General features: G+C 39.0%; 20 protein-coding genes. 13 read left to right on the top strand and 7 right to left on the bottom strand.

What is annotated here, in order from left to right; translation table 11 throughout:
* Window positions 1–43: 43 nt before the first annotated feature.
* The 6 genes from ACX3PZ_RS01815 to ACX3PZ_RS01790 all read left to right on the top strand — a co-directional run bounded on the left by ACX3PZ_RS01815 (window position 44) and on the right by ACX3PZ_RS01790 (window position 5,034).
* Entirely contained in the window at window positions 44–559 is a 516-nt protein-coding gene (locus ACX3PZ_RS01815; protein WP_459084800.1) for an RNA polymerase sigma factor, read from the top strand.
* Window positions 528–1,211 carry a hypothetical protein gene (locus tag ACX3PZ_RS01810; protein ID WP_459084799.1) on the top strand — a complete coding sequence of 228 codons (684 nt, stop codon included), beginning with the start codon at window positions 528–530 and terminating at the stop codon, window positions 1,209–1,211. The genes ACX3PZ_RS01815 and ACX3PZ_RS01810 overlap by 32 nt, the downstream gene beginning before the upstream one ends.
* Window positions 1,212–1,221: 10 nt before the next feature.
* Window positions 1,222–2,463 carry a DUF4252 domain-containing protein gene (locus ACX3PZ_RS01805; protein WP_459084798.1) on the top strand — a complete coding sequence of 414 codons (1,242 nt, stop codon included), beginning with the start codon at window positions 1,222–1,224 and terminating at the stop codon, window positions 2,461–2,463.
* Between the two features lie 8 nt (window positions 2,464–2,471).
* Window positions 2,472–3,008 carry a DUF4252 domain-containing protein gene (locus tag ACX3PZ_RS01800; RefSeq protein WP_459111866.1) on the top strand — a complete coding sequence of 179 codons (537 nt, stop codon included), beginning with the start codon at window positions 2,472–2,474 and terminating at the stop codon, window positions 3,006–3,008.
* A gap of 115 nt (window positions 3,009–3,123) precedes the next feature.
* Window positions 3,124–4,584, top strand: coding sequence for an IMP dehydrogenase (guaB, locus tag ACX3PZ_RS01795; protein ID WP_459084796.1), 1,461 nt, complete (start codon window positions 3,124–3,126; stop codon window positions 4,582–4,584).
* Window positions 4,585–5,034 (top strand): DUF6759 domain-containing protein, encoded by a 450-nt coding sequence (locus ACX3PZ_RS01790; RefSeq protein WP_459084795.1) that lies wholly within the window; start codon window positions 4,585–4,587, stop codon window positions 5,032–5,034.
* Between the two features lie 72 nt (window positions 5,035–5,106).
* Here ACX3PZ_RS01790 and ACX3PZ_RS01785 read toward each other — a convergent pair whose 3' ends face one another.
* A complete protein-coding gene (locus tag ACX3PZ_RS01785) occupies window positions 5,107–6,219 on the bottom strand; it encodes a DUF4407 domain-containing protein (RefSeq protein ID WP_459111865.1) in 1,113 nt (370 codons plus the stop codon).
* A 124-nt stretch (window positions 6,220–6,343) separates the two neighbouring features.
* Window positions 6,344–6,898 (bottom strand): crossover junction endodeoxyribonuclease RuvC, encoded by a 555-nt coding sequence (gene ruvC / locus ACX3PZ_RS01780; RefSeq protein WP_459111864.1) that lies wholly within the window; start codon window positions 6,896–6,898, stop codon window positions 6,344–6,346.
* A gap of 580 nt (window positions 6,899–7,478) precedes the next feature.
* Here ruvC and ACX3PZ_RS01775 point away from each other — a divergent pair.
* From ACX3PZ_RS01775 to ACX3PZ_RS01765, 3 genes are all read left to right on the top strand, one after another.
* Complete coding sequence (locus ACX3PZ_RS01775) at window positions 7,479–7,721, top strand: hypothetical protein (protein ID WP_459111863.1); 243 nt, start codon at window positions 7,479–7,481, stop codon at window positions 7,719–7,721.
* 79 nt (window positions 7,722–7,800) lie between these two features.
* Window positions 7,801–8,604 (top strand): HTTM domain-containing protein, encoded by an 804-nt coding sequence (locus ACX3PZ_RS01770; RefSeq protein WP_459111862.1) that lies wholly within the window; start codon window positions 7,801–7,803, stop codon window positions 8,602–8,604.
* On the top strand, window positions 8,576–10,618 hold the full coding sequence (locus ACX3PZ_RS01765) for an outer membrane beta-barrel protein (protein WP_459111861.1): 2,043 nt from the start codon (window positions 8,576–8,578) through the stop codon (window positions 10,616–10,618). Before ACX3PZ_RS01770 ends, ACX3PZ_RS01765 begins: the two co-directional genes overlap by 29 nt.
* A gap of 109 nt (window positions 10,619–10,727) precedes the next feature.
* Here the strand turns inward: ACX3PZ_RS01765 and ACX3PZ_RS01760 are convergent, their stop codons facing one another.
* The 3 genes from ACX3PZ_RS01760 to ACX3PZ_RS01750 all read right to left on the bottom strand — a co-directional run bounded on the left by ACX3PZ_RS01760 (window position 10,728) and on the right by ACX3PZ_RS01750 (window position 15,705).
* A complete protein-coding gene (locus tag ACX3PZ_RS01760) occupies window positions 10,728–11,009 on the bottom strand; it encodes a hypothetical protein (protein ID WP_459111860.1) in 282 nt (93 codons plus the stop codon).
* Between the two features lie 42 nt (window positions 11,010–11,051).
* The gene (locus ACX3PZ_RS01755) at window positions 11,052–12,173 is read right to left on the bottom strand and encodes a serine hydrolase domain-containing protein (RefSeq protein WP_459111859.1); all 1,122 of its coding nucleotides are present in this window, start codon (window positions 12,171–12,173) and stop codon (window positions 11,052–11,054) included.
* A gap of 151 nt (window positions 12,174–12,324) precedes the next feature.
* Window positions 12,325–15,705: a methylmalonyl-CoA mutase family protein gene (locus ACX3PZ_RS01750; RefSeq protein WP_459111858.1), complete on the bottom strand. Its 3,381-nt coding sequence runs from the start codon at window positions 15,703–15,705 to the stop codon at window positions 12,325–12,327.
* Window positions 15,706–15,847: 142 nt separating this feature from the next.
* Here ACX3PZ_RS01750 and ACX3PZ_RS01745 point away from each other — a divergent pair, with 142 nt between their 5' ends.
* From ACX3PZ_RS01745 to rpsB, 4 genes are all read left to right on the top strand, one after another.
* Complete coding sequence (locus tag ACX3PZ_RS01745; RefSeq protein ID WP_459084786.1) at window positions 15,848–16,180, top strand: hypothetical protein; 333 nt, start codon at window positions 15,848–15,850, stop codon at window positions 16,178–16,180.
* Window positions 16,181–16,409: 229 nt separating this feature from the next.
* Window positions 16,410–16,865, top strand: a complete 456-nt coding sequence (gene rplM, locus ACX3PZ_RS01740) for a 50S ribosomal protein L13 (protein WP_459084785.1) — start codon at window positions 16,410–16,412, stop codon at window positions 16,863–16,865.
* A 5-nt stretch (window positions 16,866–16,870) separates the two neighbouring features.
* The gene (rpsI, locus tag ACX3PZ_RS01735) at window positions 16,871–17,257 is read left to right on the top strand and encodes a 30S ribosomal protein S9 (RefSeq protein ID WP_459084784.1); all 387 of its coding nucleotides are present in this window, start codon (window positions 16,871–16,873) and stop codon (window positions 17,255–17,257) included.
* A gap of 187 nt (window positions 17,258–17,444) precedes the next feature.
* Complete coding sequence (gene rpsB / locus ACX3PZ_RS01730) at window positions 17,445–18,206, top strand: 30S ribosomal protein S2 (protein WP_459084783.1); 762 nt, start codon at window positions 17,445–17,447, stop codon at window positions 18,204–18,206.
* 148 nt (window positions 18,207–18,354) lie between these two features.
* On the opposite strand, the gene trmB is transcribed toward rpsB, so the two are convergent.
* Entirely contained in the window at window positions 18,355–19,035 is a 681-nt protein-coding gene (gene trmB, locus ACX3PZ_RS01725) for a tRNA (guanosine(46)-N7)-methyltransferase TrmB (RefSeq protein WP_459084782.1), read from the bottom strand.
* 21 nt (window positions 19,036–19,056) lie between these two features.
* Window positions 19,057–19,866, bottom strand: a complete 810-nt coding sequence (locus tag ACX3PZ_RS01720; protein WP_459084781.1) for a hypothetical protein — start codon at window positions 19,864–19,866, stop codon at window positions 19,057–19,059.
* Between the last annotated feature and the right edge of the window lie 632 nt (window positions 19,867–20,498).

Raw genomic sequence — 20,498 nt, 5'->3', positions numbered from 1 at the left:
TACTTTAAGACTTGGTATTGTCTTACTATTAGAACCCAAAAATATGACTCAGTACGATTTTGAAGCGACCGTATTTACTCTCAAAGATGAGATGTATCGTTTTGCCAAAAAATTCGTGCGAAGCAGTGACGAAGCGCAAGATATTGTGCAAGATTTGATGATTAAATTTTGGCAAAAACGTGAGACTCTGCATGAATATCAAAATTTGAAATCGTTTGCTCTACGATGCGTCAAGAATGAATGCTTGAACAGGCTTAAGCATGAGGATGTAAAATTAGGGTTTGCAAGTTTTACCTTGCACCGAAGTGAACCCAGTAAAGCGGAGCCTAACAATTTGAAGGAGCAGATACTAAAGTTTATCGATCAGTTGCCTGAAAAACAGAAATTGGTTGTTCACCTAAAGGATGTAGAAGAATACGAAGTATCAGAAATATGTGAAGTGTTGCAAATGGAAGCCAATGCCGTGCGCGTAAACTTAAATAGGGCCCGAGAAAAGCTACGCTTCAAAATTACAGAACTGATGAATTATGAAAAAAGAGAACTATCCACAGACCTATAAAGATCTTTTAAAAGACTTAAAAGACGATTCACTTGAATGGGAATTCAAAGATTTTATAGAAGAGGCTCAAAGTGCGCCTAAGAAAGAATTAGTAGTTGGGAATTCAAGAAAGAGGAACTCTAGACCTTATTTTCTTGTGGCCGCAAGTGTGACACTGCTGGTAGCCTTAGGGGTGGGTTATTTTATGAAGTCCCCATCGGAAACAAAGGTGCAGTTTGCCGATAGACAAGTGAAGGAAGCGATCTTATCAGAAAAACAAAGTTTTGAATTGGAGAATCAAGCCCAAGCGAAGGTAGAGAAGAAGCAGGAGTCCCATTCAACACTAGATTCGATCGGAAAAAATAGGCAAGCCTCAAATGCGGAGCAGGAGGTACTCAATACGATATTGCCTACTAGAGGTCGACTAAAGAAACACGGGAAAGTCCGTTATGTACAAAATGAACCTAAAGAAGTGAAAACTTCGGAACCAAAGAAAAGCTCAAGTGGAGTGAAGGAAGAATACCAAGACAATTATGTTATAATTAATGGTCAGAAGATTGAAAATGAAGCCGAAGCCATTGATATTACAAAATACTCGTTAAGAATTTTGTCGGACAAAGTTTCCCAAACTGTAGCCAAGGCTGACGCCACATTTGAAAATGTTGAATTTTAATTACAAAGCAATGAAAAAAATAATACTTAGTTTTTTGTTCTTGGGATCTGTTCTCAATGTATTTGGACAAAAAACAAAAATCATAGAGCTCTTTGATCGGTATCAAAATACCGAGGGCATTACTTCGATCAAGATTGCCAAGCCTATGTTTAGTCTTTTAAGTCAATTGGATTTACAAGATGCGGAGCTGGAAACGATTCAACCGATGCTGGGCAAGATCGATGGTATTCGAATCCTAATTGTGGAACCCTCTGAAGGTAAGTCACAATCCCTTTCGAATCTGCGACAGGGTTTAATCTCTTCCATTCAAAATCTTCAATATGAGGAGCTTATCACGGTGAACAGCAATGACAGTAAAGTACGTTTCTTAGCCGCCGATACAAAAGGGGATACTTTAAATGATCTACTTTTAAGTGTCACCACGGGAGAAAATATGGTGTTCATGCTTCTCGATGGGAAGATTTCGATGGAAGATGTGAACAATTTAGCCACGAAAAGTCAGTCCTCTCTAAATTCAAGTCTTGAACAAAGCGAAAACCGTGGTTCAAATTCTAGTATTTTAACTCGAGAAGTTCGTAGGGTAGAAAAGTTTAATGGAATTAGTGCGAGCTCGGGTGTGAAGGTTTCATTTACCCAAAGCCCAGAGCAAAAGGTGACAGTCAGCGCAGATGGAGACAAATTGCAATATGTTAAGACAGAAGTAGCGAGTGGAATTTTGAGAGTTTTTATCGAATCTCCAAACAAGAAAGGAATTTCCTTTAAGAACTTGCACGTGGAAGTGTCCGCACCCAACGTAACGGATGTCAATGTAGCGGGAGGAGCAAATTTTAATGGTCTAAATCGTGTGTCAGGGAGAAATTTTGATTTAAAGATCTCTTCAGGTGCTCGTCTTTCCCTAGACCTTGATGCCACCGACAGTGTGAATTTGCACGCAAGCTCAGGCTCAAACGGAGCTTTAAATGTGAATACAAAGTCTCTCGATGTAAAGGCATCTAGCGGCGTGAACGTGTCCTTAAACGGGCTCGCTACAGCTGCCGCTTATGAAGTATCCAGTGCAGCAACAATCAATGCGCAGGACCTCAAATCGGAGGTCGTTAGATTAGATGTCTCTTCTGCGGGGAATTTGAAGATTAATGCTACGAAGAGTGTGGAGGGCGAGGTGAGTTCTAGTGGTTCGGTTAGATACCGTTCCAATCCAAAACCCGCTTCCCAAGTGAAATTAAAATCAGCAGGCAGTTATAAATCATTATAAGAACCACCATGAAAAATTTTAAATCCTTTTTTTTACTTGTTGTTTTCGGAGCGGTGCTACAATCGTGTATGGTTTCGAAAAAGCAAAACGCTAATTTTTTTAATGAAGATACTCCCGGTTTCGCCGATGCGAACTATGTCAAGGTAAATGTTCCTATGTGGCTTGCGAAGCCTGTCGTAAAAATTGCTCTGCGAGATGAGCCCGATGGGCCCGCAATGATTGCTCTTCTGAAGAAAATATCAGACGTTCAAATCTTTACTGTCCAAAACTCGAGTAAAGAGTTAAACCGTAGTTTCACTCGATTTATGAACCAAAGAGACATTGAACCCTGGGTTAGCGTTAAAAAATATTCTGAAACTATCGATTTTGGCGTGCAGCGAAGATCCAATCAAATTCGAAAATTTTTAATTGCGGTGAAATCCGATTCAGAACTTGTCTACATTGATGTAAGTGGAAAGTTTACGGAGAAGGATCTTTCGGATTTGATTAATTATTCCAGAAGTCACGATGCAACGGAAGCTATTTCTCGTACACGAAATTTATAAATTCCATGTTGATAGATAAAACCGAATTTCACGATTTGTGTTAATTTTCAGTAACATATTGGAGAAAATTTTTACTTTTCAAATAAAAGGTTTAATTTTGCACAGAAAGTAAAAGATGTCTATACATAACAAAATCGTGGAGACAGCCATCACTTTCGATGACGTTCTTCTTATTCCTTCTTATTCTGAAGTACTACCTAACCAGGTCTCTCTAAAATCAAGACTTTCTGATAAAATTACGCTTAATGTTCCCATCGTATCTGCTGCAATGGATACTGTGACAGAAGCGGACATGGCAATTGCTCTAGCTCGTATTGGAGGCTTAGGGTTTATTCATAAAAACATGAGCATTGAAGAGCAGGCGGGTCAAGTGAACCGCGTAAAACGTTCTGAGAATGGAATGATTGCGGATCCTGTTACTTTATCAAAAGACCATACTCTTGGAGAAGCAAGAGATTTAATGGCAAAATTCAAAATTTCTGGACTTCCGGTGGTAGACGGTGATAATACTTTAATTGGAATTATCACGAACCGTGATGTGAAATACCAAGAGAATCTTGATGCGAAAGTAGAGGAGTTAATGACCAAAGAGGATCTTATTACTTCTGACAAAGGCACTACTCTTGAAGACGCAAAAGAAATTCTACTCAAAAATAGAATCGAAAAATTACCGATCGTTGACGAGAAATTTAAACTCGTGGGTCTAATTACCATAAAAGACATTGACAATCAACTTGAATACCCGAATGCAAATAAGGACGAAAGTGGACGCTTACTAGTGGGCGCCGGAGTCGGAATCGGAGAAGATACCATTGCTCGTGTTCAAGCGCTAGTGGATGCAGGAGTGGATATTATCGCAGTCGATTCCGCCCATGGACATTCCAAAGGTGTACTAGATAAAGTAAAAGAAATTCGCTCTAATTTCCCTGAACTTGATATTGTAGGAGGAAATATTGTGACAGCTAAAGCAGCCGAAGATCTTATTGCAGCAGGAGCCAACGTTCTTAAAGTGGGAGTGGGCCCAGGTTCGATTTGTACAACCCGAGTAGTAGCCGGTGTTGGAGTTCCACAGCTTTCTGCGATCTACAATGTGTTTGAGTATGCAAAGACGAAAAATGTGGCGGTCATCGCAGACGGTGGGATTAAACTATCTGGAGACATTGTGAAAGCAATCGCTAGTGGTGCAGGTGCTGTGATGCTAGGTTCTTTGCTTGCAGGAACAGACGAAGCTCCCGGTGAGGAAATTATTTTCCAAGGCCGTAAGTTTAAGTCTTACCAAGGAATGGGAAGTCTTTCTGCCATGAAACGAGGCGGAAAAGAAAGATACTTCCAAAGCGAAGCGAAAAAATTTGTACCTGAAGGAATTGAAGGGAGAGTTCCCCACAAAGGAAAGATTGAAGACGTGGTGTTCCAATTAACAGGAGGAGTAAGAGCAGGAATGGGCTATTGCGGTGCGAAAGACATTGAGGCACTTCAAAACGATACGAAAATGGTCCAAATTACAGGGTCAGGTTTGAAAGAGTCGCATCCTCATGATGTAATCATTACGCAGGAAGCTCCAAATTATTCATTGTAAATGGAAAAGAAAAGCGCGGTCCTTCTCCTGGGACTATTTCTTCTTTTATTTAGTTTTTCTTGCGCCCCACGGTTGCAAGTTGTGAAGACAGAAGTAGAGCAAAAGCCTAAGGTTGTACCCAAGAATGTAGTTCGGACTGAATTTGAGATTTTGATGGAGCGAGATTCCATTGCCAAACATCAAACGGCAGCGGAATCATTGGATATTTTGTTAAATTCCAATGACAGTGAAAAGATTTCACTAATTGTCTACAACGAATCCAATTGCGATCTGATTTTAAGATTTACTGGGACCGAAACTTACAATTTGCCGATTTACAAAAGAGATAAAAATTTCATTGTACTTACGAAAGGAAACTACACCTTGAAAGGAAAACTTTGCCGCGCCTTTTACGATCGAAAAAAAGAGTTTAGGCAAAGCTCAACTTTGAGAATTATGGAAGGAAATTAAGTTCTTTCTTAAAGATAAAAAATACTGCATGCGACTCGTATGCAGTATTTTTTTTGACCTATAGGTTTCGGTTTAGGAATTAGGATCTCTGGTAGGATCCTTTGGTTTAGAAAGTAAGTCCTCTAGTTCTTGAGGATAATTTTTAAGTCGCCACTCACTCGCGAGCTTTCCTTTTTCAATTTTTTCATTTGAGTAGAGTTTAAAACTATGCTCGTGCTCATCGAGTAAATAGTCGTAGGGTCCAATGGGCGAGATCAGTTTTACAAGTACGGGAGAAATTTCGAGGGCAATAAAAAGACCCATGATGAAAAGCGAAGCAAGTGCCATGATCTTGGAATTTTCCCCGAGCTCGTCAAGAGCTTGAAGTCTCGCTGCAAATCCATTAAAGCCATCTTCAAAAACGTCTGTTTTTTTACGCTCTGTCTCTAAGTTTTGGTAGACCTTTGAAATTTCCTGATCCAAATAGTCGGTCCGCTGCGCTACACTCTTTTGGTAATTGTCTAAATCAATACGCCTTTGTTCCTTTAGTTCGGACTTACGTCTTGCATTGGGGCCGTATCCTTCTTTACCGGAGGTAAGTCCTGTTTTGGTTCCAAGGATTTCTTTTTCCAATTCGACAGAAGCAGAATCGTAGGAGGCTCTCAGGCTGGCCGTTTTTTCCGCAATTTGTTTCTTTTCCTCTTCGAATGGACTGTTTTGCTTAAGAATTCGTGCATTCATTTCGGATTGCAATTCGGCTTTGTTGCGCTGAATGATAGTGCTAAGTTGTTTGTTTACTTCTTTTTCAAAAACCTTTAGTTCCAATGGTTTTGAAATGACAATGCCCAGGAAAGTAGCGAGTAGTATTCTTGGCATCGCCATGAAAAACTGATTCCAAAATGTCCCTGTTTTTTTAATAGAAGAAACGATATAGCGGTCTAAATTAAAAATCATCAAACCCCAAAGCAGGCCAAATGCACTAGCGGCCCAAAAGTTATCAAAGACAGTGTAAAGAGCATATCCAGCTGAAAGCGTGGCGAACGCGGCCGTAAATAAGATAACTCCGCCAATGCCCGCAAATTTGTTCCATTCGCTTGGAGACTTTTTTAAGAGAATAAGGTTTCCTCCGGAGCATAGGATTAGAAATTTCTGAAACCAATTCATGGAATGGTTTGTAGGTTTTGTATTGTGATGTGGTTTGTTCATAACAAGTGTGACTAAAACTAATAAGTGCTATTTTTCACAACAATGTTACAGATAGTATTAGGTTTAACCAAGTAAAATGATTGTAAATTGTATTTACAATTCAAGAGAACTGAAAATTAGGTAGTTATTTGATTCGGTCAGGGTTTTGTTTTAGAAAACTATCCCATCCGCTATACGATTTGTCCACTTGAATCGCATTGGAATTGTAGTGATGGCAGACGGCGACGGCGAGTCCGTCGGAGGCATCTAGGTATTTCGTGGGAAATTCCTTTAGATTGAGTAAAGTCTTGAGCATGGCAGCTACTTGCTCTTTGCTGGCATTTCCATTGCCGGTGATCGCCATTTTGATTTTTTTTGGAGAATACTCTTTAATTGGAATATCACGATAAAGTGAGGCTGCCATTGCAACTCCCTGCGCTCGACCAAGTTTCAACATGGATTGCACGTTCTTCCCATAAAAGGGGGCTTCTAAGGCCACTTCGTCTGGATGGTATTCGTCGATAAGGGCCAAGGTTCTTTCGAAAATGTGCTTTAGTTTAGTTTCGTGATTTGGATATTTTTTAAGGATAAGTTCATGAATGGAGACAAGTTGAATCTTCTCCTTTTCCGCGGAGATGATTCCAAATCCCATGATGGTCGTTCCTGGGTCAATTCCTAGTATAATTCGCTGCGTGTTCACTGTACAAAAGTAAGGCTTTTATTATTTGAAATAGGGAGGTGTACTCTTTTTCAAACGATTTAGTTTACCCTGCAGAATTGAGGATCGAATTCACAAAAGCAGCACTTAGGTGAACACTGCTGTAGTAGCGTTTGAAAGAATGGATAAAATTAACTGATTTCCTTTTTAAATACCACTCAAGACTTTATCTTTGGAGAGTGTCTTTCATTAATTCAGTAATATGAACAAAGATCTGTTGCGGTTTGGTTTTGTATATGCAATTTTATTTTTGCTAATTTTTTCGTTTCTTTTTAATGCTTGCAGAACGGCGTACTATAGTCACCTTTCGTTCTATGAAAAGCAGCCTAATGAAAAGACCGACCAATTATTTAATCGCATTGCAAATCAAAGGTTGCTATATCCATTTTTTAAATATACGGGACTTGATACAGGGTATGGTTTTTTTTCACCTAATGTCTCAAGTGATTTTATGATTGTGCATGAAGTTTTCAGGGAGGGAGTAAAAAGCAATGACCTTTCTAATTCTGAGTTGAAAACGAAGGAGGGCTCTTTGCGATTCGCGAATTTAAACACTGTCTTTATGGACTATTTAGAGGGAAGACAGAAAGAAGAGAAAGGACAAGTGCTTACTCCTTCTCAAAAGTTGAAGCAAGACTATTTAAAACTAATCCTTAAACGTATTGGAGATCAAAGATTGGAATATGAAAGTGCAGATTCTGTAATAACAAAGCTTTTTCTATACCATTTCCCGACCTTAGAAAAGTATCCAATGATTCATCCTAAACTTATTCAGATTGAGCAGGTTTATTCCACAACTAATTAACAGCGTCCACCAGTATTTCTTTGGTTCGATACATGCGGGCAGGGCGGTCGCCTTTTTTAGAATTTCAATAGGACTTCTGATGTTTCTTCATTTTTTGTCGATTCAAAAGGATTTTGATTTCTTGTATGGTGCGAATGCAATTGTCCCTGCAGATATTCAGACCGTTTATTTGCATAGTTTATATTTGTATGACGATATCATCGGGTGGCTGACTTTAATTGCCCCCGATGTACAAGGGGCTGTATTCTTATTTAAAGCTCTTTATTTTGCGGCATGTTTGTTCATTGTGCTAGGGTTTGGTTCCCGATTTTGGGCAATTGCACTCCTGATTTTACAGATTGGATTAGTGAAGTCGGCCTACTATTTTTCATACGGCGCAGATTATTTCACCTCCCTATCTCTTTTATATATTGTTTTGCATCCCTCAGATCGCACTTTTTCAGTTTCTGCTATGCTTTTTAAAAGGAAGCCTACTCAAGATTATCCATTTTTTGCATTGCAAAGGTTGCATCTCAATTTTATCTATTTCATTTCGGGAGTTGAGAAACTTTCTGGAGTGAATTGGAGAAATGGGGAATCGGTTTGGAAAGCGCTACATTTGCCCAATTTTAGCAATGATTTCAACTTAAATATCGATCAATTAGGAGCATTTCCTATCCTTTTTATAGTAGCAGGGTGGCTCACGATTCTAATTGAAATGCTATATCCTGTTTTTATGAACTTTAAGGTAAGCCGAGGCGTAGGATTGATTGCAATTATTGCTTTGCATTTAGGGATTGCCTTATTTTTAAATTTATATTTTTTTTCCGCGATTATGATCGTCTGGAACCTTACAATTTACTTTATAGAAACGAATGAAACTAAACTACCCATTGAATCTTAAATTTAAGTTATTGCTTTTTGTAACCTTTTCTACAGTGTATCTCCATGCGCAGCAAGCGGATTCCCTGCAAACGGCGAAAATTGAAGAGGTGAAACTTACAAAGAGTCGAGTCGTGCAAATTACTCAGAAGGAGGATCGCTATTCTGTAGAGGTAAGTGGAACGGATTTTCAGGATCAAAGCAATTCTTGGGAAGCTCTAAAAACGATTTCTATTTTGCGTGTAGAAGATAATGAAGGAGTTTATCTATTTAACAAGACGATTCTTCTTGAAATTAATGGAGTCCTTATGCAGATGAGTTCTGCGGACATAGAAGACTATCTAAAAAACATTGATCCAAAAGACATTAAGACCATTGAAATTGTAAATGTTCCGAACGCTTCGTATGACTCCCAGGTTCAAGCTGTGGTTAACGTCATCCTGCATTCGAAGATAGATAATTATAAAATTGGAGTTTCTTCGATCGCAGGGCTACGTGAGAAGGCATTCACAAACAGCAGTATTTCTTCGAACGTTAATTATAAAAAATTAAGTGCATACGTTAGCTATGGATTTGATTTTTATCAACCAGTCAAAACCTCGGACTTCGAATACAAGATTTTTCATCCTAATGCCCCTAGTTTTGAAAATGAACTTAATTCACAAAGCAATAGAATCCTTCGAGTCCATCAACTCATATCCAATTTTAGTTGGGATTTATCTCCTAAATCAAAACTGGTACTCATGCAGGATCTAAACTTTTCCAACTCTGAAAATAACATATTTATAGAGAATCAGCCGCAGGCTTTGGATTTGGCCACGGATGCTCAAACGCTTAAGTTTTCACAGGTTTTCTACCATAAATTTAATAAGCGTAATGAACTGAAAGTGGGCGCACAACAAGCACTTCCTCAAACTGATTTCAAAAACAGTTCGATCGAACAACGTGTGGATACGAAAGTACCCATATTTAATTACTTCGCTGATTACACCAATACAAACGCTCTTGGCAAAACGATGCTAGGGATGAAAGTAAATCATATTAAATCAGAGAGTTTGAATTTTAACCAAGGAGTTTTTAATCCATTCCAGTATACGGAACAAACGATCGCATCCTTTGTAAATCAGAATGTTCAACTTTCACCGAGTAAAACTTTATCCGCTGGAGTTCGATTTGAAAGTACATTGGCGGAAGCGTTTGATTCAAATTCTCATTTATTAAATCGAGAGTATAATCATCTGCTTTACAACGTTGCTCTCCATTCTTATCATATGGAGAGTAAGAAAGGGAGTACAATATCTTTTAAGAAAGCGATTCAGCGACCAAATTACAGTTATCTAAATCGTTTTGAGGTTCAAAACGATGTCATTGGTTTCGTAGGAGATCAGGATATTAGGCCCACAAAATATTACATGGCCGGATATGAATATTTTCACAACACTTTTTTCTTCTCTGCTCAAGCAATGTACATTGAAGATTTCTTATCTACTTTTTATTCTAGCGCCAACAATAATTTAGTAACCACGTATCAGAATTTCAATACATCATACGTGGGAACACTAACAGGGGGATACAGTATGAATATTCTACCGTATTGGAATTCGAAGTTAACGATGGAAGGTGTCTACTTTAAGCTTAAGGATGATGAATTTAAAGGAATAATTAAAAGCACTACGCCTCGTTTCACCCTTAATTATAATAATAAATTAAAATTGGGAAAGACGACGAGTTTTGATGCTAATTTCACATGGGTTTCCAACTATAATGATGGAGTGATAAACCATTTATCTACAAGCAAAATGAATTTTATACTGACTAAGCGATTTAAGAATTTTGATGCGATTCTTTACTGTTATGATGTTTTTAAAGGGATGGGAGAAAGAGAGATCGTAGACAATTCCTTATTCTATGTCAATACAAATACCTATAATGATAACCGAGTCCTAGGCCTTTCCCTGCGGTGGAATGTTGTATCCAAAAAATTTAAGAGCCAGCCCGTCGACGAAATTTCCGATGAAACACTAGATCGACTATAAAAGTTGAGGTATCGAAATGCAAACTAATGCAACGAAATGAATTATGATTGCAACTCTGCGCTTAAAAAGAACCCCGTCTTCATAGATTTTTTGAAGTGATCTCGCTTCATTACTTGTACTTTTTAAGCAGCTCCACTATTTTCTGTTCATCCTCTTGATTCAAAGAAGAAGAGTTTGATGTGCTACTTACGCTGTTAAAAACTTTTGTTTTCACCTCGTTCTTTAAATATTTGAACCCGTTGTGCTCTTCAATTGAGATGGATTTAAGCCCGTCAATCTGTTCTGAATTCATTTTTAACAAATTAGAAACCGATAGTAAACGATCGGATTTGGTGCTAACGGTGCACATAGCGAGAAGAGAAAGTAGGGAAATGGCTATGAATTTTTTCATAAAAATGTTTTTTTAATTTGTGTGTGATTCATTAGTACGAGTCTAATATAACTCTTTTTTTTTCATCTGTTCTAGGGCAAGTTCAATCCGATCAGTTTGTTTTTTAATTTCTTTATGGTGCTTAAATATTGTCTGTTTACCTTGACGTTCATCGGCGTGATTAGAAAGGATAACGACTGAAGTTTGGGATTGAGGATAGTAGAGCAGGAGAGAAGCAGATCCCTTTACATACCCTGTATGGAAATAGCTCTCAGGCTGCCCACGGGATATCATGAGTCCATACCCATAGTAAATATCCCCTAAGATGGGATGTGTTGCCTTTGTGACTGAGCTTTGCATACGTTCTGCAGACGCTTGGCTCAACAAAGTCCCTGAATAAAGAGCTTGATTCCATTTGTGTAGGTCTTTCGCAGTCGATAGAATACCACCTGCCGCAAGACCAATTTGTTCATTTAAAAGTCTCTGTGGCATATTGGGAACGACGTGCACAGAATTGTATGGGCCCGTATATGCAGACGCGAAATTTTTCGGTATAGAATGGGAGGCAGGATAGGTATTATGAAGACCTACTTGAGAGAATAAGTGGGATTGCAACTTTTCAAGTTTTTGACTGGATACGGTTTCTAATAGCTGTCCAACAAAATTAATCCCCTTGTTAGAGTAATGGTATTGTTGACCGGGAATAGATACTAAATTAGGTGCGAAGTCAACGATTCCTGATGTGTGGTTTAGTAGTTGTGACACTTTGATTTGATTCCAACTCGGCTTTTTGAATTCGCTTAAGTAACTACTTACAGAATCTTCAAGATTTAGTTTTCCTTGGTCTACTAATTGGAGGGTTAACACGGCCGCAAACTGCTTGCTTACAGAAGCAATTGCGAATACAGAAGAATCCGAGATGGGGATTTTTTCTTTGAAATTTTCAAATCCTTTTGATTTTTGAAACAACAGTTCTCCATTTTGCATGATGGAAACGATACCATTAAAATCGCTTTTATTAAGAAGAGAATCTAGTTGAACCTGATAAAGCGCACGCTGAAAATCGACTAGAGTATAGTCTTTCGGTTTTTGAGTGGGTTTAAGGTCGGGTTTCTTCGATTCACAAGCGCCAAGTGTCAGTAAAAGTACGACAAAGTAGACTGTGGACTTTTGAAATAGTTTCATTTGTGTTTACTTTCTTTAAATGTACTAAAAATACAGTGAATCGAATAGCGTGGAGGGTATAAAGAAGCATCGTTTAAAGGCATGAGCTCATTTTCAACTAAAAAAGCTACCCCGAAGGATAGCTTTTAAGATTAAATATGCGAGTAAGGATTTACATGTTTCGTCGGTATTTTCCACCCACTTCAAATAGAGCATTGGTGATTTGGCCTAGAGAGCAATATTTACCCGCTTCCATCATTACCTCGAAGAGGTTTTGTTGATTAATGGCGGCGGTTTGCAGTTTTTCCAACCATTCTCCGGATTGAGATTCATTGGATTTTTGGTAGACCTCCAAATTCCCAATTTGGTGCTGCTTCTCTTCTTCTGTGGATCGAATCACTTCTCTTGGGAGAATCGTAGGAGATCCGTCCTTACCTAAGAAGGTGTTTACGCCAATGAGTGGGTATTCTCCTGTGTGCTTTAACCATTCGTAATGCATGGATTCTTCTTGGATTTTGGAACGTTGGTACATGGTTTCCATGGCACCGAGCACTCCACCTCTTTCCGTAATGCGGTCGAATTCAAGATAGACGGCTTGCTCTACCAAATCAGTCAATTCTTCTATAATGAAAGATCCTTGTAGTGGGTTTTCATTTTTGGCAAGGCCTAGTTCCTTGTTAATGATTAGCTGGATGGCCATTGCTCGACGTACAGACTCCTCTGTAGGAGTTGTGATCGCTTCGTCGTAGGCATTGGTATGCAAAGAGTTGCAATTGTCATAGATCGCATAGAGGGCCTGCAAGGTCGTACGGATGTCGTTGAAATCAATTTCCTGGGCGTGCAAAGAACGACCCGAGGTTTGAATGTGGTATTTTAGCATTTGTGAACGCTCATCTGCACCGTATTTTAACTTCATTGCCTTAGACCAAATGCGTCTCGCAACCCTACCAATGACGGCATATTCAGGATCGATTCCGTTGGAAAAGAAGAACGATAAGTTCGGGGCAAAAGCGTTAATATCCATCCCTCTAGAGAGATAATATTCAACGTAGGTAAATCCATTAGCTAAGGTAAAAGCCAATTGCGAAATTGGATTGGCGCCAGCTTCTGCAATATGATACCCTGATATGGAAACCGAATAGAAATTTCTCACCTTTTCGGTAATGAAGTACTCTTGTACGTCTCCCATTAATCGAAGTGCGAACTCTGTAGAGAAAATACAAGTGTTTTGCGCTTGGTCTTCTTTAAGTATGTCGGCCTGTACGGTTCCACGTACTTGCGCAATGGTTTGCGCCTTAATTAGCTCGTACTGCGTTTTCTCTAGTACTTCGTCCCCGGTGAGACCGAGAAGTTTCAATCCGAGTCCATTGTTGCCCTTTGGAATCGGACCTTCGTACGCCGGTCTTTTTAGTCCTTGGTCATCGAATTTGGCTTTTAATTTCTGTTCGACTACATCCCAAAGCCCATTTTCCTCGATGTACTTTTCACAATTCTGATCAATTGCTGCGTTCATGAAGAACGATAACAACATCGGTGCAGGACCGTTGATTGTCATTGAGACTGACGTGAGAGAATCGACGAGGTCAAATCCTGAGTATAATTTTTTAGCATCGTCAAGAGTAGCAATCGATACCCCTGCATTACCGATCTTTCCGTAAATGTCGGGAGGTAAAGCGGGATCTTGCCCGTAAAGCGTTACCGAGTCAAATGCAGTGGAAAGCCTTTTCGCTGGCATTTCGGCAGAAACGTAATGGAACCTTCGGTTGGTTCTCTCTGGACCGCCTTCTCCTGCAAACATTCTTGTCGGGTCTTCTCCTGTTCTTTTGAAAGGATAGATTCCTGCTGTGAAAGGGAATTTTCCAGGGACGTTCTCTTTTCCTTTCCACCAGATAAGATCTCCCCAGTCCTTAAATTTAGGAAGTGCAATTTTAGGAATATCAAGTCCGGATAAACTTTTTGACTTCGTCTCCACAGTGATGCCTTTGCCTCTAACAAGGTAAGTAAATGAGTCTTGGTCCATTTCCTTCTTAAAGGTGTCCCAGTTCTCTAAAAAGTCGCTGTTTTCAGGAAGTAAATTCTTTCTTGTTTTGTCTTGAAACGTTTGTAGTTTTTCTTTGGTTTCTGCATCGTCTGCAAGTAAAGATTTGGTCTCTTCTAAAACGTAAAGGTTTTTGGCAATCTCGGCCTGTTCTTGTAATTCCTTTTCGTAGCGATCGTTGTTCTCCACGATTTCGGAAAGGTAACGTACACGGCTTGGAGGAATCACTACAGAGTCCTGTACGTGATTGTGTTCGATGTAAGGACTGAATGTAGTGTCGTGCTTTTGATAGAGTTCGTCAATTTTCAAATTAAGCTTTTCAATGATGTCATTAAAGAGCTGGGTGATCCCCCAATCATTGAATTGACTAGCTTTGGTAGCATACACAGGCATCTGATCCAATTGCTTGTCAAACAGCACGTGATTGCGTTGGTACTGTTTCCTGACCGCTTGCAAAGCATCTAGAGCTCCGCGCTTATCGGATTTGTTTAAAGCAATGAAATCCGCATAATCAAGCATATCTATTTTCTCCAACTGTGTTGAGGCTCCATATTCGGGAGTCATAACGTAGAGTGAAACGTCTGCAATTTCTGTAATTTCAGATCCGCTTTGTCCAATCCCAGAGGTTTCAAGAATAATTAAATCCGGTCCTGCTATTTTAAGAACATCAATGGCAGAGTGGATATAAGGAGAAACGGATACATTGTTCTCTCTTGTGGCCATGGAACGCATGTACACACGGGAATCGTGGATTGAATTCATACGGATTCGGTCTCCTAGTAGGGCGCCGCCCGTTTTCTTTTTGGATGGGTCCACGGAAATGATGGCTATCTTTTGCTCTGGATTCGCTCGTAAAAATCGTCTTACAATTTCATCGGTTAGGGACGATTTTCCAGCGCCTCCTGTTCCCGTAATTCCTAAAATGGGAACTTGACATGTTTTTGCTCTTTCTTTAAGTGCTGAAACGAGATCCGCTTTTTGGTCGGAAAAATTCTCGACTGCGGAAATCATGTGAGCGATGGATTTTGAATCTTCGAATTGAAGTGAGTCAAGGTCTTTGACCTCTACCGATTCGCCTGTGGGGAAATCCGATTTTGATACCAGGTCGTCTATCATTCCTTGCAGACCGAGTTCCCGTCCGTCGTCCGGAGAATAAATACGATCGATTCCGTAGTCTGCTAGGTCTTTGATTTCACTCGGAAGGATTACTCCTCCACCCCCGCCAAAAATTTTCACCTGGGGTGATCCTTTTTCACGAAGCAGGTCGTAAATGTATTTAAAATACTCGTTATGGCCTCCTTGGTAAGATGTAAGGGCGATCGCATTCGCGTCTTCTTGAATTGCCGTGCTTACGACCTCTTGCGCAGACTTGTCGTGTCCAAGGTGAATGACTTCGCATCCTGTGGCTTGGATCATTCGGCGCATAATATTAATCGCAGCGTCGTGCCCATCAAAGAGGGAGGCTGCGGTCACGATTCTAACTTTATTTTTCGGTTGGTATTGCTTGTTTTCCATATATAATCTAAACGATTTGTCAATGCTTCAAAGATATGAATTCAGGAGTAAAGCCGCAATTTCCAGTTTCTATAGGATTCAAAACTGAGAATTTGAGTTGGAGCCTGTAGTAGAATAGTATTATCTTTGTAAAAATAAATCTATGCGAAATACGATTGCATGCCTATTCATTGGTACTGTGGTAAGTTTTCTATTTAACTATTATTTACTAGGGAATACGGAATTTAGTATTGCACTGTACAATGCATTTGCATTTGGATTGGGTTGGGCTATGGCCTACTTTGTAGATCGTCCGAGTTGGCCACTCGCAAAAAAACTAGGACTTTCCCTTGTTGGGATTGTGCTCCTTGTTGCACTTGGATTTATATTCTTTGATTTTGAAATTGCGGTTCCATCCGTAATTAAATTTTCGACCGTCTTTGTTGCCTACTATTTAATTGCTAGTTTTCGACCGAGCAAGTCGCTACGAAACTAATTCTGGGCTCCAAAAGGTATAGAAAGGGTAAGATGCTGCCGAGTTTTTCTCCTCACTTTTGAATTGAGATGCGGTATAGTGCTCCTCAAGAGGGTTGAAATGACCTAGAGTCTTAAATTTCAAGTTATTTCTTGAAATGCATTCAATAAAATATTTCCAATTTTAAAAAAATAGTGTACCTTTGCACACCCGTAAAGGGATAAATATGTTTAATCGTAAACGAAAAAGTGTGAATACATTAAGTTACAAAACCGTTTCAGCTAATAAGGCTACCGCTAATAAAGAATGGGTTGTGGTAGACGCTGAAGGACAGCCGTTAGGAAGACTAGCTTCGACGGTTGCAAAGATTTTGAGAGGTAAGCACAAAACAAACTTTACTCCCCACGTTGATTGTGGAGATAACGTAATTGTTTTGAACGCTGGTAAAATTACCCTTTCAGGAAACAAGTGGGCTGATAAGACCTACATCTGGCATACAGGTTATCCAGGTGGACAAAAGTCGCAGACAGCTGAAGAGCTATTAAAGAAAGATCCAATGAAAGTTTTGGAGAAGTCCGTAAAAGGAATGCTTCCAAAAAACAAATTGGGTTCTGCTATTTACAAGAACCTTTATCTATATGAAGGGACTGAACATAAGCACGAAGCTCAACAGCCGAAAACTATTAATGTTAACGAATTTAAATAATTAATATGTCTACAGTTCATAAAATTGGAAGAAGAAAAACTTCAGTAGCTAGAGTTTATGTGAAACCAGGTTCTGGTAATTTCATCGTAAACGGAAAAGATGCTAAAGAATACTTCTCTACAGATGTTATGGTTTACAAAGTGAACCAACCGTTTTTACTTACCGAAACTGCAGGACAGTACGACGTTACTGTGAATGTATTTGGTGGAGGAAATACCGGTCAAGCGGAAGCTGTTCGTTTAGGTGTATCTAGAGCTCTTTGCGAAATTAACGCAGAGTTCAGACTTGCTCTTAAACCTCACGGTCTTCTTACTAGAGACGCAAGAATGGTCGAAAGAAAGAAACCAGGACAGAAGAAAGCAAGAAAGAGATTCCAATTCTCTAAACGTTAATTTTCAAGCCTTAGCCCTTTGGGATTTTCCAAGAAGCCCTTTTGGTTTCCAATGGAAGTTTCAGAACCTAAGCAATTTATTTATTATTAATAAATGCCCCGTTTAGTTTAGCACCCAAACTTCACTCCCATCTAAAGTGTTGTTGATTGCAAAATAGCGGAATGTAAACTAAAAATAAGAAAGCGACATGGCAAAAGCAAATGTTAAAGACCTTTTAGAGGCAGGTGTACATTTCGGTCACATGACCAGAAAATGGAATCCAAATATGGCTCCATACATTTTTATGGAGAAGAACGGTATTCACATCGTAGACTTACATAAAACAGCAGTGAAATTAGACGAGGCGTGTAGCGCTTTAGAAAAAATCACTTCTGCAGGTAAAAAAGTTCTTTTCGTAGCAACTAAAAAACAAGCGAAAGAAGTCGTTGCAAAACATGCGGCGGAACTTAATATGCCTTATATTACAGAAAGATGGCCTGGAGGAATGTTAACGAATTTCGTTACCATTAGAAAGGCTGTTAAAAAGATGAACCACATTGATAAAATGAAGAAAGACGGTACTTTCGAAACTTTATCTAAAAAAGAAAGACTTCAAGTCGATAGACAAAGAGCCAATTTAGAAAAGAACTTAGGTTCAATTTCTGATATGGTGAGACTACCTTCTGCAGTTTTTGTAGTGGACATCATGAGAGAGCACATTGCGGTAACAGAAGCTAAAAAATTAGGTATTCCTGTGTTTGGTATCGTAGATACAAACTCTGATCCTAGAAAAGTTGACTTCGTTATTCCTGGAAATGATGATGCTTCTAAATCTATTGATATGCTTTTATCAGTAGTTGCAGATTCAATCAAAGAAGGGCAATCTCAAAGAAAAGCAGAGAAAGAAAAATCAAAAGAAGAAGGCGCAAAGGTTTCTGCAGATGCAGACACTGACTTTGATGCAAAGTAAGAATTTGATTTTCTGAGTATACGAAACCGTCTCAATATTTTTGAGACGGTTTTTTATTTGTTGATTTTGTCTAGACATTCCCAAAATAGAAAACCGCCTCAAAATCCAATTGAGGCGGCTTATTTTTCTTTAGTAGATAGAATTCGATCTAATGAATTTTAAATTTAATGTATGTAATGGTCTTTCCTTTGGCAGAAAATAACTGTTCGTAGTGAGTTTGGATTTCACGCAGTAAGGGCGTGTTGGGTTCGTATTCCGGTGCACCATAAATATCATGATGTGCGGTAAGGATTTCATGTCCTTGCCCCTGGAGTAGACCTAAAGTGTAGCCATGCAGAAATTCTGAATCGGTCTTCAAGTGCATGATACCGTCCTTCTTTAGAATTTTTTTGTAACGCTCCAAAAACTCAGGATGCGTCATGCGGTGCTTCGTTCTTCTGTATTTGATTTGAGGGTCTGGAAAAGTGATCCAGATTTCATCCACCTCATTTTGTTCGAAGAACCCATCAATAAGTTCAATTTGAGTTCTTAGAAAAACTGCGTTGGAGAGTCCAGTCTCGTATGCTTCCTTAGCACCAAACCAAAATCTAGCACCCTTAATATCGATTCCTATGAAGTTCTTATCTGGAAATGCCTTGGCTAGTCCTACGCTGTATTCACCTTTTCCGCAACCCAGCTCTAAAACGAGTGGATTGTCATTTTTGAAGACCTGCTCTCTCCATTTCCCTTTTAATTTATAGCCTTCTAGCGCTTCTTCTCTTGTGGGTTGGAATACATTTGGAAGAATTCTATTTTCGGCAAAACGTGCCTGTTTGTTTTTTTTACCCATGTTTTATTTTCGTATGCAAATTTAAGAAGATTGTGAAGATTTCTCATCAGTGAACTTCGATAAATTTGAATCTCTAAGCCTTTTCTGATAGATCGGCAGGTATTTTTCGATGTAGACTTTCGTGGATTCTAAATTGCCCGTCTCAATGAAAGGGATTAGATTGTCTGAGGAATAAACGAACTGAAGAAAATTATCAATCATGTTTGCAGGTATCTTCATCCGTGTAAAATAATCTTGACCCAGGTAGTTTTTGATGTCCTTAATTCCGGCCATCATTTTCTCGTAGTCATAGAGTCTTTGCTTTTTCTTACGATCCCCAGAGAAAAGCTCATAAACGCTTCCTAAATTGAAGGACAGTCCACCTCCTGAAAAACCTGCAATGGGATCGAGGGCAGGACCCTTTTGCGGTTTAGGGGTAGGGAGTCCTAGCATGTTTTGAATGGCCAATTTCTTTTCGCTCTCTTTTAAGCTAAGCACATCACGACGTAAGTTACCTGTAGGTTTCCAACCAATGACAACTTCTTGAATCGTATGGTACATGGGAGAGAGTTGTATGATATTTAATCCGGAACTCAAGGCGCGAGCATCCACGGTGATGTCTTTTCTTTCGGAGAGAATGGAAGTGAAACGAATTAAATCGCCAATTTTTGCCTCGATTTCAAATTCGCCGTTGTAATTGGAAAGTACCGAGTGTTGATCGTTTAGGTTCGTCACATACACTTGGTTTAAGTAGATCGCAGAGTTTTCCTGCATGAAGATCTGACCCTTGAACGTTTGCGCCTGCACCAAGGAAAAGGCAAATAGGAAAGAGAGAAGTAGGGTCTTGTACATTAGAACAGTTAGGGTTAATGGATGTCCTTTTAGATTGATTTTAAGCTCGAAAGTTAATTATAGAAACTCAAAAATTATCATTGTTGTCCGATAAAAGAGTAGCATAGTAATATTGGTCTAATCTATAGTAAGTTTGAATTACGACACACCAAAGTACTTTGGGTAAAATTACATATTTTTCGACAAAGTTAATTTTTTGACAGCTGAATTCTTTAATTGATATTTCAACATAGTAAGAAGATTAAAAAAATGCAATTCGGAGAGCTAAAAAATGAGATTAGGACTAAAGATTATCTGATAGACATGCTCTTCCGTTAATTTTCCTAAGGTCCTATCCACTGCAATGTCAGAGGTATTCTGCGATTAAACACAATAATCAAATGTAAATAAATCTTAGGGGTTCTATTAAGTGTTCAATTCTACTTCTCAAGGGTTCTAAACAATGACATACTAGAAATTCAAGACGAAAAAGAGGAACAAACCTTGAAATTAGTCTTCGAAATATGGTGTCGAATGACCGGTCCAGTAAAAGAAAAATTTGGCTAACTAACAAATTCGCTTGATATGATGGATAATATGATTACTATAAATTAAAAGATAAGTCACCAAATTAAATCTTCTTTAATTGCATC

It is taken from the genome of Chryseobacterium sp. A321 (assembly GCF_054489265.1).
This window is presented reverse-complemented; position numbering and strand designations above follow the sequence as displayed.